Origin of the sequence: Subtercola boreus, assembly GCF_003399625.1 — a bacterium.
Taxonomy (GTDB): Bacteria; Actinomycetota; Actinomycetes; order Actinomycetales; family Microbacteriaceae; genus Subtercola; species Subtercola boreus_C.
The window spans coordinates 1-14,148 of the sequence record NZ_NBXA01000049.1 but is presented as its reverse complement, the minus strand read 5'-3'; the positions used below and the strand labels follow the sequence as shown (position 1 = coordinate 14,148).

Below are 14,148 nucleotides of genomic sequence, written 5' to 3'. Positions count from 1 at the left end.
ACTGGTCGTCTCCCGAAATCCCTACCGTAGCTCATGTGCCCTGCCGCGACAGGCCCTCCCCTTCCCGGGTCTCGGAGAGAACCGGGACGCAGCGTTCGGGGTTTCCTGTCACGATGGCCCTGATGCGGTCGAGGGGGATTTTGGGCTGCCGGTCGTCGCTGAGCAGACCGTTGGCCTCCTGCATGGTGTCTGTCAGCTGGGTGTAGCAGGTGCCGGCGAGAACGCTGCTCGCCTGCAGTGCGCCGTAGATCACACCGAGGCGTTCGCCGAACTGTTCTCCGGTAGCGGCGGATGAGTACCCCCACGTGCCGGCGGGTGCGACTGTGGGGTCGGGGGTGAATTCGATGCCGCCGAATTCGGTCAGCATTAGGGGCGCGTCGTGCCGGAGCGACTTGGTGAGCACCATGGTTCGCCCGGCCGGCCCTGTTCCCCGGCGGAGCCTGTCGGCCGCTGCCGCATCCAGATACCGGCCCTTGAGAACGGCCCCATCGGCGTCGTAGTCATGCACCGAGAAGATGTCGGACTCGAGGTGCTCCCAGCCGTCGTTGGAGATCACGAGCCTGGTGGTGTCGAGGGCCCGGGTCAGCTGAACCAGTGCGCGAACGAAGGCTCGCTGCGCAGGGTCTGCTTCGAGATCCTGGATGCCCCAGCTCTCGTTGAACGGAACCCAGGTCACGATTGATGGATGCGATCGGTCGCGATCGAGCACTTCGAGCCACTCCCGGGTGAACCGTTCGACAGCGGTCGGTGTGAAGCTGTAGGCCGCGGGGGCCTCGGCCCAGAGCAGAAGGCCACGCCGGTCTGCCCAGTACAGGAAGCGCGGGTCTTCGATCTTCTGGTGCACCCGGGCGGAGTTGAACCCGAGCGCCAAAATGAGGTCGATCTCGTCGACCAGTGCGTCGTGGCTGGGTGCGGCGAGGTGGGAGTCTGGCCAGTACCCCTGACTGAGCACCGAGCGCACGAAGAAGGGCCGGTCGTTGAGGGTGAAGTGACCGTCCCGCACGCCCACCTCGCGGAATCCGAAGTAGCTGGCGGCGAGGTCGAGTGTGGTGGTCTCGGTTTCGAGCGTGATCGTGACGTCGATGAGGGTGGGCGAGTCGGGCGACCACAGGATGGCCTCCCGGTCTTGCCCGTTCGTGAACCTCGGAATCGTGACGGTGCCGGAGAACCGGCTGGCGCTCAGGCGGATAGTGGTCTCGGCGATGACGTCGTCGCCGAGCAGAAAGACGAGCCGGCAGATCGTGCCCACCGGCGCACCACGGTTGAGGCGCACCTCATACGTCACCTCTCCCCGGGAGAGGGTGGTGGCGAAATGCGCTTTGACGATGTGCACCTCAGGGGTGGCTTCGATCCAGACCGGCTGCCAGATGCCGGTCGTGCGTCGATACCAGATGACGTGAGCATCCTCCTGCCAGTCCTGTTTGCCTCGCGGCTGCTCGACGTCGTCGGCGCGGTCTTCGGCCCGCACGGTGATCAACTGCGTCTGGCCGGGAAGGAGGGCGTTTGTGATATCGAAACCGAACGGGGTGTGGCCGCCCTCGTGTCCGCCGACGAAGATGCCGTTGACCCAGACGGCGGCGCGGTAGTCGACGGCGCCGAAGTGCAGGTGCAGCCGGGTGCGGTCGGTGCCGAACCCCGCGTCGAGCACGGTCTGCCACGGAACGTCTCTCTGGTACCAGACCACGTCGTGAAAACGGTCGGCGGCGACACCGGAGGCGGCGCTTTCGGGCGGGAACGGCACGGTGATGGATGAGGGGAGGGTGTGCGCCGGAGAGTGCCAGAGCTGGTTCTCCCCGATCTCCTGATCGTCGTGCGAGAACCGCCAGAGGCCGTCGAGTTCGGCCCAGTGCTGCCGGATGAGTTGGGGGCGGGGCCGGGCGGTGGTCTGCCGGCTCGCCCGGAGCGGAGCGCGCGGAGCCTCGTGGGCATCGAAATCAGGGGTGTCTTGCATCTACTTGATCGCTTTCGGAAAGTGGTGCGCCGCGATGGTGAGTTCTCGAAGCGGGGGTGCGTCGGGCTGCTCGATAAGAGTGAGCAGACCCATCCGGCGGAAGAACGGTGTCAGCCCGTCATCCGGGTCGGCGAACGTCTCGGCGGTGGCGTCGTCGGAGTTGGCGGCGTCGAGGACGAACTCCTCGACGTTCCTGCCGCCGGACGCGATCGACCAGTCGACGAAGTCGAGCAGCGGCCACCAGGTCAGACCCCGAACATCCACCCCGTCGTCGCTCAGCTCCTGCAGCGTCTCAGTCGCAGCCAGCAGCCAGTCCCGCCGCAGTTCGGGGGTTCCCTCGATGCTGGTCTCGGTGACGAGGATGGGCAGGCTGTAGCGTGCGCTCCACATCAGCAGCACTTCCTGCAGTCCGGCCCTCCATCTGTTCGCCGTGACTTGGCGAACGGTGTCGGCGACTCGCTCCAACACCCGGGGAGTGAGGTCGGGGTAGTAGTTCACACCCATCAGATCGACGGTGGCCGCGTTCTGTTGCAGCTCGTCGAGGAGGGCGGCAGGTGTGCTGTTGGCGAGCATCCAGTCGCGCAGGGGATGCTCGGGGTCTACCCGCCCGAGAATGAGATCGGTCGGTAGTGTGGCGATGCTCTGGTGCAGTGCCACCTCGGCGAGGAGGTGATTGTCGAGTGTTTCGTAGATTGCTGAGGCTTCGACGTGCACGATGACGGCGTCGGCGTTCGCTTCACGAATGGCGGTGACCGATTTCTGAACTCCTCGGGCGATCCCCACGGCAACGGTGCACCAGCCCGCCCATCCGGTCAGAGCTGGTGGCCAGACTCCGCGGAGCCCGCAGAACGATGCTGTGGTGAGAGGCTCGTTCAGTGGGGTGATGTGGTCGACGATTCCGCGGTAGCGCGCGGCGAACGCGCCGGCGAACTCAGCGATCGCGTCGGGGTAGTCAGCAGAGGCGAAGGAATCGTTCAGCCAGGTCGGGGTGCCGTAGTGCACCAGGTCGGCGATGACGGTGAGTCCGAGGCCGTGCACCGCGAAGTGGAACCGTTCGTCGAGCGACGACCAGTCGAAGACGCCGGGGGCCGTATGCACGAGCGGCCAGCTGACCCCGTAACGGATGCCGGTGGCACCGAGTTCCGCAGCCGTCTCGAGGTCATCGCGCCAGTTCGCGTCATGTCCGGTGAGCTCGAACTCGTTGAGAGTGCCCATCGCGGATCCGGGTTGCGGGTAGACGCAGGTGTCTTCGATTCCGATGAGCCAGCGGAGTTCGCCGGCCGGGAACGCGGAGAGGGGATGTGTCACTTGAGTCCTGTCGTTGCGACGCCGGCGACGAAGTAGCGCTGGGCGAGAAAGAATGCGAGGGCGATCGGGATGAGCGAGATGACGGCCCCGGCGAGCAGTACGGCGTGGTCGGTGACGTGTTGCCCACCGAACAGGGCGAGACCGGCAGGCAGGGTGCGCATCTCGGGCGCGCTCGTCACGACCAGCGGCCAGAGCAGGTCATTCCAGAGCGCGGTGAAGTTCAGAACCGCGACGGTGGCGATGGCCGGTTTAGCCAGCGGCAGGATGATCTGCGCATAGATACGCAGATGGCTCGCCCCATCGATCCGGGCCGCCTCGTCGAGTTCGCGGGGAATGGAGACGAAGAACTGCCGGAACAGGAAGATCCCGAACGCGCTGGTGGCCCGCGGGATGATCAGCCCCTGGTAGGTGTTCAACCAGCCGAAATGGAACAGTTCGATGAACACCGGGATCAGCGTGACCTGGAAGGGCACCATCAGCGTGACGAGAACAAGCCAGAAACAGATGTTCTTGCCCCGAAAGTCGAGACGGGCCAGCGCGTACGCGCACATCGAATCGAACAGCAGCGTCAGGACGGTGGTCACACCGGCGAAGATGACGGTATTGAAAAGCAGCAGAACGAACGGGAGTTGCTCCCAGACGCCCTGGTAGCCGTGCAGCGTCCACTCCGTGGGGAACAGGCTGGCGGGGTTGCCGAAGAGATCCTTCTCGCTCCGAAACGAGGTGGAGATCATCCAGATGAAAGGAACAAGGGCCAGCACCAGGCCGACGCCGACGAAGATCCACTTCGACGAACTGATCCACACCGGGGATCGGTCGGCGCGGATGGGGCGCGAATCAGTCGACATCGTTGTACCTGAAGATTCTGAGTTGGAGGGCGGAGATGACCACGATGACGAGGAACAGAGCCCACGAGATCGCGGAGGCGTAGCCGGTCTGGAAGTTCACGAACCCTTCGCGGTACAGCAGGGTGACGAGTGTGTCGGTGGAGAACAGCGGGCCGCCGCCGGTCATCACGTAGACCAGGTCGAACAGCTGGAAGGACTGGATGGTCATGATCAGCGTTCCGAACAGCAGCGTCGGCCGCAGAGCGGGAACGGTGACGAACCGTACGAGCTGCCAGGGGCCGGCTCCGTCGAGGCGGGCGGCTTCGAACCGTTCGGTGGGGACTCCCTTGAGCCCGGCGATCAGGATGATCATCACGAAGCCCGCGTTCTTCCAGACGTTCACAAAGATCACCGTCGGCAGCGCCAGCTCGGGGGATTGGAGAAAGCCCACTGTGCCGAGACCGAGGGAGGACATGATGCCACCGACGAGCCCGAGCTCAGGGTCGAGGAGGAACCGCCATACCAGCCCGATGGACGTGAGGGAGACGACGGTGGGGAAGAAGAACGCCGACCGGATGATGCGGTTGCCGATGCTCTCCCGGGACAGCGCGAGGGCGAGTGCGAGCCCGAGGATCACGATGAGCACCACAGACACCACGGTGATCTCGGCGGTGTGCAGCAGCGCTCCCCAGAACTTCGCATCCTGAGTGAGGGCGACGTAGTTGTCCAGGCCCACCCAGGGTTGGTCGTCGGCTCCGATGGTCCAGTCGTGCAGGCTGTACCAGAGGGAGACAAGGATGGGCCAGAGCACGAAGACGCCGAGGATGAGGAAGCTCGGGGCGATGAAGAGCCAGGCCGGAGGGATCCGCAACCGGTGGGCCCGGGGGCGCGTCTGCGGCCCCCGGACCCGGGTGAGTGTGCTCATCAGGACGAGCAACCCGTGATCTGATCGATCGTCGTCGAAGCGGTGGCCGTGGCGTCGTCCAGAGACGTTCCACGGGTGAGGTTGCCGATCAGTGGTACGTAGGCGTCGGTGTCGACCTGGGTGCCCTTCGGCACCTGGGGCAGGTAGAGCCTCGAATCCGGAACCTGGGAGGCGAAGATCGACACGACAGGGTCGGCTGCCAGGTCGGGGTCGTCGGCGAGGTCGGTGCGGAGCGACGGGAAGCCGCTCGCCAGGGAGAACGTCTTCTGAGCGGCCTTGCCGGTCCAGTACGCGAGGAACTCCTGCGCCTCATCGGGATGCTTGGTCTTCGCCGAGATCGCGAGCGGCGCGGTGGAGCCGAGAGTCACAGGCTTGCCGTTCGTCGCCTTCGGAACAGCGGCGATCCCGAGATCGATACCGGCCGACTTGTACCCAGGGGCAGCCCAGGGCCCGTTGATCTCCATGGCGGCCTTGCCGGCAGAGAAGAGCGCATCGGCCTCGGCGCCGGTGAGCCCGACGGGCGAGATCTTGTCGTTCACGACCAGATCGACCCAGGGCTTCAGGCTCGCCTTGCCCTCAGCCGTACCGAGCACGCTGCAGTTCTTCGAGTCGACGACGTCGCCGCCCTCGAGCCACTGCAGAACGGGCCACATCTGGATCGTGTTGTTGTCGGCAAGCACAAGACCATAGGTGTCGCCGTTGGTCAGCTTCTTCGCATCGGCCTTCAGCTCGTCGACGGTCGTCGGCGGGCTGCTGATGCCGGCGGCCTGAAAAAGCGCCTTGTTGTAGTACAGGCTGAGCGTGGCGTAGTTCGCCGGCACCGCGTAGAGGGTGTCGTCGTACGTGAACTCGTTCACCAGAGCCGGCGCAAAGCTGTCGACATTGATGTCCGTGGTGCCGGTTCCGGTCTTGGTGATCGGGAGAACCGACTTCGTCTCCACATACTGGGCGATGACGTTCGGGTCGGGAGCGGGGGCCGCGATGTCAGGCCCCTGACCCGTCAGCCAGGCCGACGGCAGCTTCTGCTGGATGGTGTCCCACGGCTCGGCAGTCATCGTGACGTTGATCTTGCTCTGCGAAGCGTTAAAGTCTTTGACGATCTGCTCATACCCGGGGGCATCGCCACCCGTGAAACCGGTCCAGACTGTGAGCTGCACGGGGCCGCTGGCCTCGGGGCTTCCGCCGCCGCCCGAGCAACCGGTCAACGCCAGTCCGACTGCCGCGGCAACGGCCACGGCAGTGAAGGCTTTCCTGTGGTGCATGACACTCTCCCTTGAGCTGTGTGGTTCCGATCAGCAATGTGCTTTATCGTTGAAGCAGATCGTATGCGGAAAGTGGAAAGAACGCAATGTCATGTTCGGCTGTCCCCTCAGGGGCCCTTTGCTGACTCTACGGACGAGAGCGGGCTCGGGGACCCGCTTCCTTACACCCGCCCTCCCGAAGGCCTCTTGATGAAGACCACAACCGCCGCTTTACAAACGAGGACGTGGGTTAGCGGCTGAGGTCTCCGCGATCTGCGCCGTGTCCTGTTTTTCGGCCGCGGTGCGTTTGCGGAACGGTACTGAGCTGCGCTTTCGAGGTGACGGTGGAGCTGGGGGGTGTGGCGTGGGCGCTGTCGGCGCTCATCCGCGCCCCGATCAGGTGCGGTGGGATCCCTTTGGCCTCCATCGCCTGGATTGTTTCCTGCCGCCGTTCCGCGCTGTCGTAGGCCACCTCGCCGGCCTCTCGCGTAGCGGAGCTTCGCCCGCCGGGTGCTGCGGCACTGTCCGTGGTCCCGGCTGTCTGCTCGGTCTCGGCAGAAGTGTCGCGGAAGAGTTGCGCCTGGGCGCGGGCGTCCGCGGCGAGCTCCCGCAGCTGATGGGGTGTTTGAGCGTCTGTGCCGCCGTGCTCGGCGTCGCGTTCGTAATCGTTCGCGCGGGCTTCCATCTCGCCGGCCATCATTGCCCGGCCGTTGTCCACATCCTCTGACCCTTCCGCAGGGGTAGTTTCGGTGCGGGCCTCGTTCGCCCGGTCGAGCCGGTCAGCCTCCGCGATCAGCAGTTGCGCCTTGGTGAGGTCGCGGCCTGCTCTGACGCGCTCAGGCTTTACGGCTGTTTCTAGCTCGGTGGTGTCGACGCCGTAGCGTTCTGTCACTTCCCGGTTGACGACGGCGGCCGCGTGCTGGGCTGCCGGGTCATGGTTCTGCCACGCCGCAGCGGTCTCCGTAACGCGGGCTACGTCTTGGACGCTTGCCTTGTCCCACCACTCCGGCCGGTCCACAACCTGCAGGCTGGCCCGTGCTGCGGAGCGTTCGCCGTTGAACCTGGCGGACAGCTCCCGCGCCTGGGCGCCGCTTCGAGCTTCCGCGTCGCGGGACATTTCCTCGCGGAGGCGGGCGAACTTCTCACCCATCTGCAGCGCGATCGTCAGTGCGATCCGGGCCTGCTGACTGACCTCTTGGCCGACTTCATCGTGATCACTCATGACACGTACCCCGTTCCTTATCGCTGATCCATGTGGTGTCTACAGTCCGCGATCGCCGCGGTCATTGCCCTGCTGGGTGCGCGCTTGACGCGCCCTCACCGCCTGCAGGCCCGCCGCTTCCTGCTCGCGCGGCGCGAGAGTGGTTGGGACGGGGCTTCCTCCGCCGAAGTTTGCTTGGGAGAGGCGCCTGGCGTCTTTCAACTCCGCAGGCAACGCTTCCCACTTCCGTTCATGCTCCGCCGCGCTCTGGGCCGTGATGACGGTCTGGTAGCCGTCCCGGACTTCAGACAGCTGCCCGGTCAGCGTGGCCGACAGTTGCGCGCTACGCCGGGCGTCGCCTGCTGCCTGGTGTGCGCTCATGATCGCGTGGCTAGTCATCGCCAGCTGCCGAAACAGCAGCAGCTCCGCGGCGGCGGTGTTGCCCTTCGTGGCCGCCTGAAGAATCAGTGCGGTGGTACCTGCCATGGACGGCATGTCCACCGGACGCGGTTTTGTCTCGTGGGCGCGGAGATGAGCCGACCGAGCCAACGACCTCGCCGCGTCAGCAAGCGGGCCCGGGGTGGTCTCGAGCTTCCTGGACCATGCCGCGTAGGCGCCGGCAGTGTCGCGGGCGACATGCGCCCACGTCGCCCTGTCAGCGGGGTCAACGCTTCGGATGTATTCGTGCAGCCGACCCATGTCCGCTGCGTACTTCTCGAACAAATCCGCCGACGGCGTATTCTGCTCCCGACCGGGCTGCTCTGGCTGGTACTTCCACGGATTCTTCGCCGTCGAACGCCACTCCGCCGCCGCCTCCGCCGCCTTCGTGGGTTCGTCTGGCCAGCTCTTCCGAAGCTCCGGCAATGTGAGATCCCGTGCGAGCTTCCCGCCCCCATGCCAGACAACCTGCTGGCCCTGTTTTGGCCGTAGCGCGACGGAGTAGCCGGCCACAACATCGTCTCGGCCTGCCGCGAACCTCGGCCGGATGAGAACCCCCGCCTGCCGCATCCGGCGGACGAACTCGCCCTCATCCACCGACGCTGCAGCTGCCGCCCGTACTGCCCGTTCGAGGCGGTAGACGTCAGGTTCGATCTGGCCACGGCGTGCCGCGGACTCACGCGCCCCCGGCTTCACACCGCGCTCACCGAACTCACGTCCGGGCTGGGTGTACACCTGCAAATCGTGTTCACGCTCCAGGTCATTACTGACCTGCTGGGAACGGTTGTAATCGTTGTTCACGACCGCCTTTGTGCCGTCCTCCCGCACCAACGAGACAGCGATGTGGATGTGGTCGTTGCCGTTCTTCGACAACCCGTGGCGCACCGCCACCCACCGGCACTCGGCCTTCCCCGTGTCGGCACCGGCGAACCCCATCCGGTCCACGAACTCCGTGGCGATCTGTCCCCACTTCTCATCCGTCAGCTGGCCCTCCTCGGCCGGCAAAGACAGCGAGCAGTGCCACACATCGGCCTGCACCCGCCGCTTCACCACCGCCCCGCTCTCATCCCTGAGTGCGACGCCGTTGTCATCCTTCGACACAGCAAGCCGGGTCACTTCGGTACCGAACGTCTGCCGTGGCAGATCGAGACTTTTCGCGATCTCCAACGCCGCAGCGTGATCCAGAACGGCGCCGCCGTGCATCGCCATAATGGCCGAGTTACCGGCGATCAGATGCTGTTCGGTGTGCTCGTTCGCCTTACCCCCACCAGCCAGGTACGACATCAGTCCAGACATCTGCGAGCCGCGCGTGATGTTCGTTCTCACAGCCCCGCCAACCGCCTGATCGTGTCATCCAACCGCGGCACCAAACGGCGGTACTCCTCGTACACACCCTCCGCCTCAGTCGGAAACGCACCCTCCGCGTTAGCAAACCTCGCGAGCTGGTTCATGTTGTCCGACACCGACTTCAGAAGATGTGACACCCGGAACAACTCCGCACACACCAACTTCCACTCCGTGTCCGTACGCACCTGCGCATTCATCGCCGACTCAAACAGAAGCCGCGGCACAGTGACGTCCAACACCTCAGCACGCGCCCGCAAATGCGCATCCTCATCAGGCGTAACAGAAACCTCATACTTCTTTACCCGCCGCGCCTCACCAGCCGGAACATTCGGCCGACGACGACGCCCGAACAGACGACCCTCCGACAACGACTCCGACACGACCACAATCCCCTCAAAGGCCCAGCGCAGCGAACCCGCCAACAGCGGGGAACATACAACAAGTATGCACCGCACCGAACGCGAAGCGGAAGAGGCGCAAGCGAGTTACACAGGGTAACTTTATAGCTTGCTCTAAAATTGCTTCTGCACTTCGGCTTTGATGGTTCAGGATGGCTGCCTCCCGGGGGAGTCCGTTCCGGCGCCGCTTACGAAGGTTGCTGGCGGTGGTTAGGGTGGTCGTATGAGTGATGTGCTGATCGATCCCCAGACCGCTGCTGAGAAAGCGCGGGCACTGTTGCAGGCCGAAACCGATGCGAAGGTCGAAGCCGTCCGAACCCTCGCTAACGCAGCGAACGACGCCGATGACGCCGAGGCACGTGCGAAAGAAGCAATGGCCGTCCACGACGTCGCGTGGAAGGCGGCGCTCTCGGCTGGCTGGTCAGAGAAGGACCTCCGAGCAACCGGAGTTCGGGCGCCCGGACAAGCAGGACGCCGGGCACGCACCCGCGCTGCAGCCGCCTCGAAAGACCCTGCCGGGTCGACCGAGAGCTAGTGGCGGATCATGACTGAACCGGTAAGCGCGAACGAGATCCGTAAAGAAATTCGGGCATCTCTTCACCGCCTGAGACGCCTCGCGGGGGAGGGACGGATCGTGATGACGAAGGACAGCTGGAACACCAACTGGCCAGACTCTGCTGCGGCGATCGCCGCAGCAGACGCCGCCCTGGAACAAGCCGACGATGCCATGCTCTGGATGCACACTCTCCCGGACTCCGACGGCGGATACCCACCCATCTCCGAATGAACACCGACACCCCACGGGTCGTGCCTGTTCCGCAGCAATGATGTTCCGCGGGAAAGTCACGACAGTGTCGACAACGACGACGGTTGGGTTTCGGTAACCCCCTGACCACCTGTGGACAGCACGAGCTCTCTCCGGGCTCATCCTGCCCACAGGTGGACAGCGGGACCCAAACCTCCCGCCCGCACCCAGGCCACACCGTCACGTCGTATCTGTACGTCACGGACCGTATTGGTGTGACCTGGGCACGGCCTCCTCAACGGGTTCACGGGTTGGGCATCTCGCACAACTAAATGAGACTGCACGTCGCGGTGAGCGGCGTTCCGTTTCCGCTGCCGTGGCGGCACGTTGGTCGAAGGGGGAGTGCGAGCGGGAACGTCGGGTTCCCCTCGCGGGCCAGCCCGGAAGGCTGGCCCGCCCGCCGTGTCAGAGCTCATTGGCCTCGTCAGCGGTGGTGATGAGGGTGGTGCCGTGTTCGCGGATGAGGCGGTGGCACCCCGCGCTGGCGACGCTCGTCACGGGGCCGGGTACGGCACCGACCGGGCGGCCGATCGTTAGCGCGTGACCGGCGGTGTTCAGGGACCCGGAACGCTGGCCGGCCTCGACGACGATGGTCTTCTGCGCGATCGCGGCGATGATCCTGTTCCGCTGCAGGAACCGCCACTTCGTCGGCGCCAACCCCACGGGCATCTCACTCACGATCGCGCCCGCTTCCGCGATCCGCCCAAGCAGGCCGTCGTTCCCTGACGGGTAGAACCGGTCAACCCCGCCGGCGAGCACAGCGACAGTGTTGCCGCGGCAGGCCAACGCGGCGCGGTGCGCCATCCCATCGATCCCATACGCCGCTCCCGACACGATCGTCCACCCGTGGTCGATGAGGCCGTCGGTGAGAGTCATGGTGACGTTCTCCCCGTACCCGGTTGCGGCCCGCGCGCCAACGATCGCGATCGACGGGGTGCTGAGCAGGGTGGCGTCACCGCGCACCCACAGGCACACCGGTTCGGTGACACCGAGATCCGCGAGACCGGTCGGCCAGTGCTCGTTCGAGGGCGTCAGGATCTGAAACCCCTGCGCCTCGGTACGCGCGATCGTGGTGGCGATGACGTCGGCGTTGAACCGGCTGATTGCGCCTTCCCGAAGGGCCGCAACGTCATCGTCGGCAGGCTGGTCGTTGAGGGTGATGCGGAGCGCTTCGGCGGCGCCGTGGGTGGTGATGAGGGTGCCGCGTGTGGTGTCTCCGGGTTCGGTGATGCACGCCCACGCGACACGGGCGAGGAAGTCCTCATCCTCCGTGTTGGTGCGGATGGTGAGTGCGGTGATCGGGTCGGTGTGCGTGGTAGCCATGGGGTTCTCCTTCAGTGTTCGGCCAACATTGTTTTTGGCCTTTCCGGCGAGAGAATCGATAGCGAGCGAGAGCACCGGGAGTACCGGCCCGGGTGGGCGAAATAAGGGAACGAAGTGACCGCGTCCACCCGGGCCGGTGCGGGAGGGGCGAAGCGAGCTACGATCGGCAGCCGGAAAGGTCACAAACAACCGAGAAGTGCAGTGCCGCCCCTGGGGCGGCTCCGTTGCAGTTGCGTCGTCGCGGGAGTGTGGGGGGTCGCCCAAAACATTCGCAGCCGGCCCTGAGCGCTGGCAACTGCACCACACGTCATCCGCGCACCGAAAGCCCTAGAGGTCGACTAGGTAGTTGGCGGCGATGAGTCTAACTTTGTCAATGCGCGTAGACGTTGTCGCCCGCCTGCATGGTCTCAGTCGACGTCTGGGTTCCAGTCGAGTGCGGCTGCGATTTGTTCTGCGGTGGGGAGGATTCGTTGTTCGTCGGCTGGCAGGGTGTCGTAGGTGTAGCTGGCGACGGCCATGGGGGAGTGGGTTTGGCCGAGCGCGTAGCGGACGGTGTGGTTGTTGTGTCCGCCGCAGATGAGGATTCCGACGGTTGGCCGGTGGAAGTCGCGGCGCATTTTGTCGTCGACGACGGCGATGTAGAAGCCGAGTTGTCCGGTGTAGGCGGGTTCGAATTTGCCTGTCTTGAGTTCGATGACGATGTAGCGGAGCTGCTCTGTGTGGAAGAAGAGCAGGTCGACGTAGAAGTCGTCTCCGCCGACATCGAAGTGCACCTGCCTGCCGACGAATGCGAAACCGGGGCCGAGTTCTCGGAGGGTTTCGACGATCCGGTCCATCAGGGCCTGTTCGAGGTCGCGTTCTGCGACCTCGTCGGTGAGGTCGAGGAAGTCGAAGACGTAGGGGTCTTTAGCGAGTTGGGCGGCGAGGTCGGAGTCTGTGGGTGCGAGCTGTCCGGTGAAATTTGAGGGTGCGGCGCCGGTTCGTTCCAGGGTGCGGTTCATGATCTGGTTCATGAGGACGTTTCGTGACCAGCCGTGCGTGGCGGCTTTTTCCGCGTACCAGTCACGGTCGGTTTGTCGGTCGAGCTTGTCGAGGAGCACCATGATGTGGCCCCACGGTAATAGTCCAGCAGCTTGCTGGACTATTTGCTCACGGTCAGGCCACGCCTGCGCAAAACCTCGCATGTAGAACAGATTCGATCTCGAGAACCCTTTCATCGCTGGGAACTCCGCCCGGAGGTCTTCCGCGAGGCGGGCGACGACCTGTGCACCCCATTCCTGGTCATTCTGTCGTTGCAGGATGGTGTCACCGATGCTCCAGTACAAGCTGATCAGTTCGGTGTTCACGCGTCGCTGCGCTGTCAGCCTGGCTGAACGGACACGCGTCTTCAGATCGCTGAGGACTGCGGCGTAATCGGCGGGCAGCGGGCGGATCTCAGAAGCCATCCATCCAGACTACTGATCCGGTGAAGTAGTCCAGCAGGCTGCTGGACTACTTCACTCACCACCCGGTGAGCCGATTCCCATTCCCGTTCCGCAAGCCTGAGTGATCCTGGAACAGGTAACGAGGTTGCGAAACGGCTCGTTGCGCAACCGGGTGGTTTCCCTCGGGTGGGGAGTGTGAGGGGTCGCCGAGATCCCTCACCGCCGGCCCCGGGAGGGCCGGCGACCGCACCACCCGTACAGCCGGGCACGTTCTGCGGGTGGTGGGGGAGGGGCGGGCCGGTTGTGCGCGGTCCGCCCCTCGCGGTGGTGTTACTCCGTCACTGCTTCGGTGGCCTCCTCAACGGTTTCGGGTGCGGGGTGGCCTGCGGCGATTCGTCCGACGTTGGTGAGGTGGTGGCCCCATTTCTCGAGCTGCAGCAGGTACGCCTCGTCTGAGGCGTTCGGGTTCCGCCACGATTCGCGGCTCGTCCGGTTTTCCCGTGCCGACACTGCGACCGCGAGACTCACATACCCGGCCTTTGTCGGGGTCGCTTCGACCATCGCGGCGAGGGCTTCGCGTGCGGCGTATCCCTCGTGGCCGAGGAACACGGCTGCACTGCCGCTGTTGTCACCAGCCACGTCATAGGAGTGCCGGGTGAGGGTCACGGCGACGAACGCGGCTGCGTCGGTGGGGAGTTTCTTCCGGGTCAGGAGCGCGGTGATCCAGTCTTTCCGGACGGTTTCGGCGGTGTCCCATGCTTTGTTGTTCGCAATCAGGGTTCGCCGTTCGGCGCGCTTCGCTTCCGCCTGGGCGTCGGCTTCCTCCTCAGAGATGTCTCTGGCAACGTTAGCCAGGACCACTCGGGCAATCTAAGCGGAGACCACCTCGGCGTTTTGCGGGGTGTCGGGGCAATCTAAGCCAGGCCCACCTCCACCGTTATCGCAACGTGTTATTTGTTG

At 64.9% G+C, this 14,148-nt stretch carries 13 protein-coding genes; 2 read left to right on the top strand and 11 right to left on the bottom strand.

The features are described 5' to 3' along the window. Nucleotides 1-31: 31 nt before the first annotated feature. The 8 genes from B7R21_RS18335 to B7R21_RS19825 form a co-directional block, all read right to left on the bottom strand. Nucleotides 32-1,951 carry a glycoside hydrolase family 2 protein gene (locus B7R21_RS18335; protein ID WP_116284704.1) on the bottom strand — a complete coding sequence of 640 codons (1,920 nt, stop codon included), beginning with the start codon at nt 1,949-1,951 and terminating at the stop codon, nt 32-34. Next, nucleotides 1,952-3,259, bottom strand: a complete 1,308-nt coding sequence (locus B7R21_RS18330; RefSeq protein WP_116284703.1) for a family 1 glycosylhydrolase — start codon at nt 3,257-3,259, stop codon at nt 1,952-1,954. Continuing rightward, nucleotides 3,256-4,107 carry a carbohydrate ABC transporter permease gene (locus tag B7R21_RS18325; protein WP_116284702.1) on the bottom strand — a complete coding sequence of 284 codons (852 nt, stop codon included), beginning with the start codon at nt 4,105-4,107 and terminating at the stop codon, nt 3,256-3,258. The genes B7R21_RS18330 and B7R21_RS18325 overlap by 4 nt, the downstream gene beginning before the upstream one ends. Then, nucleotides 4,097-5,011 (bottom strand): carbohydrate ABC transporter permease, encoded by a 915-nt coding sequence (locus B7R21_RS18320; RefSeq protein WP_116284701.1) that lies wholly within the window; start codon nt 5,009-5,011, stop codon nt 4,097-4,099. Before B7R21_RS18320 ends, B7R21_RS18325 begins: the two co-directional genes overlap by 11 nt. After that, on the bottom strand, nt 5,011-6,273 hold the full coding sequence (locus B7R21_RS18315; RefSeq protein WP_116284700.1) for a sugar ABC transporter substrate-binding protein: 1,263 nt from the start codon (nt 6,271-6,273) through the stop codon (nt 5,011-5,013). The genes B7R21_RS18320 and B7R21_RS18315 overlap by 1 nt, the downstream gene beginning before the upstream one ends. A gap of 229 nt (nt 6,274-6,502) precedes the next feature. Next, on the bottom strand, nt 6,503-7,474 hold the full coding sequence (locus tag B7R21_RS18310) for a hypothetical protein (RefSeq protein ID WP_116284699.1): 972 nt from the start codon (nt 7,472-7,474) through the stop codon (nt 6,503-6,505). A 39-nt stretch (nt 7,475-7,513) separates the two neighbouring features. Next, nucleotides 7,514-9,217, bottom strand: a complete 1,704-nt coding sequence (locus tag B7R21_RS18305; protein WP_116284698.1) for a relaxase/mobilization nuclease domain-containing protein — start codon at nt 9,215-9,217, stop codon at nt 7,514-7,516. Beyond that, complete coding sequence (locus tag B7R21_RS19825) at nt 9,214-9,660, bottom strand: plasmid mobilization protein (protein WP_147305964.1); 447 nt, start codon at nt 9,658-9,660, stop codon at nt 9,214-9,216. The genes B7R21_RS18305 and B7R21_RS19825 overlap by 4 nt, the downstream gene beginning before the upstream one ends. A gap of 199 nt (nt 9,661-9,859) precedes the next feature. On the opposite strand from B7R21_RS19825, the gene B7R21_RS18295 reads away from it, so the two are divergent. Together B7R21_RS18295 and B7R21_RS19820 are read left to right on the top strand one after the other, a co-directional pair. Further along, nucleotides 9,860-10,171 (top strand): hypothetical protein, encoded by a 312-nt coding sequence (locus B7R21_RS18295; protein ID WP_116284696.1) that lies wholly within the window; start codon nt 9,860-9,862, stop codon nt 10,169-10,171. Between the two features lie 9 nt (nt 10,172-10,180). Beyond that, nucleotides 10,181-10,423, top strand: a complete 243-nt coding sequence (locus tag B7R21_RS19820; protein ID WP_147305963.1) for a hypothetical protein — start codon at nt 10,181-10,183, stop codon at nt 10,421-10,423. A gap of 423 nt (nt 10,424-10,846) precedes the next feature. On the opposite strand, the gene dprA is transcribed toward B7R21_RS19820, so the two are convergent. The 3 genes from dprA to B7R21_RS18280 form a co-directional block, all read right to left on the bottom strand. After that, complete coding sequence (dprA, locus tag B7R21_RS18290; protein WP_116284695.1) at nt 10,847-11,764, bottom strand: DNA-processing protein DprA; 918 nt, start codon at nt 11,762-11,764, stop codon at nt 10,847-10,849. A gap of 407 nt (nt 11,765-12,171) precedes the next feature. After that, a complete protein-coding gene (locus B7R21_RS18285; protein ID WP_116284694.1) occupies nt 12,172-13,209 on the bottom strand; it encodes a PDDEXK nuclease domain-containing protein in 1,038 nt (345 codons plus the stop codon). 309 nt (nt 13,210-13,518) lie between these two features. Beyond that, on the bottom strand, nt 13,519-14,049 hold the full coding sequence (locus B7R21_RS18280; RefSeq protein ID WP_116284693.1) for a hypothetical protein: 531 nt from the start codon (nt 14,047-14,049) through the stop codon (nt 13,519-13,521). Between the last annotated feature and the right edge of the window lie 99 nt (nt 14,050-14,148).

Bases quoted from the DNA above. Each gene is read 5' to 3' on its own strand.
- B7R21_RS18285 (WP_116284694.1), bottom strand. From the start codon at position 13,209: ATGGCTTCTGAGATCCGCCCGCTGCCCGCCGATTACGCCGCAGTCCTC.
- dprA (WP_116284695.1), bottom strand. From the start codon at position 11,764: ATGGCTACCACGCACACCGACCCGATCACCGCACTCACCATCCGCACC.
- B7R21_RS18315 (WP_116284700.1), bottom strand. From the start codon at position 6,273: ATGCACCACAGGAAAGCCTTCACTGCCGTGGCCGTTGCCGCGGCAGTC.
- B7R21_RS18320 (WP_116284701.1), bottom strand. From the start codon at position 5,011: ATGAGCACACTCACCCGGGTCCGGGGGCCGCAGACGCGCCCCCGGGCC.
- B7R21_RS18310 (WP_116284699.1), bottom strand. From the start codon at position 7,474: ATGAGTGATCACGATGAAGTCGGCCAAGAGGTCAGTCAGCAGGCCCGG.
- B7R21_RS18325 (WP_116284702.1), bottom strand. From the start codon at position 4,107: ATGTCGACTGATTCGCGCCCCATCCGCGCCGACCGATCCCCGGTGTGG.
- B7R21_RS19820 (WP_147305963.1), top strand. From the start codon at position 10,181: ATGACTGAACCGGTAAGCGCGAACGAGATCCGTAAAGAAATTCGGGCA.
- B7R21_RS18335 (WP_116284704.1), bottom strand. From the start codon at position 1,951: ATGCAAGACACCCCTGATTTCGATGCCCACGAGGCTCCGCGCGCTCCG.
- B7R21_RS18295 (WP_116284696.1), top strand. From the start codon at position 9,860: ATGAGTGATGTGCTGATCGATCCCCAGACCGCTGCTGAGAAAGCGCGG.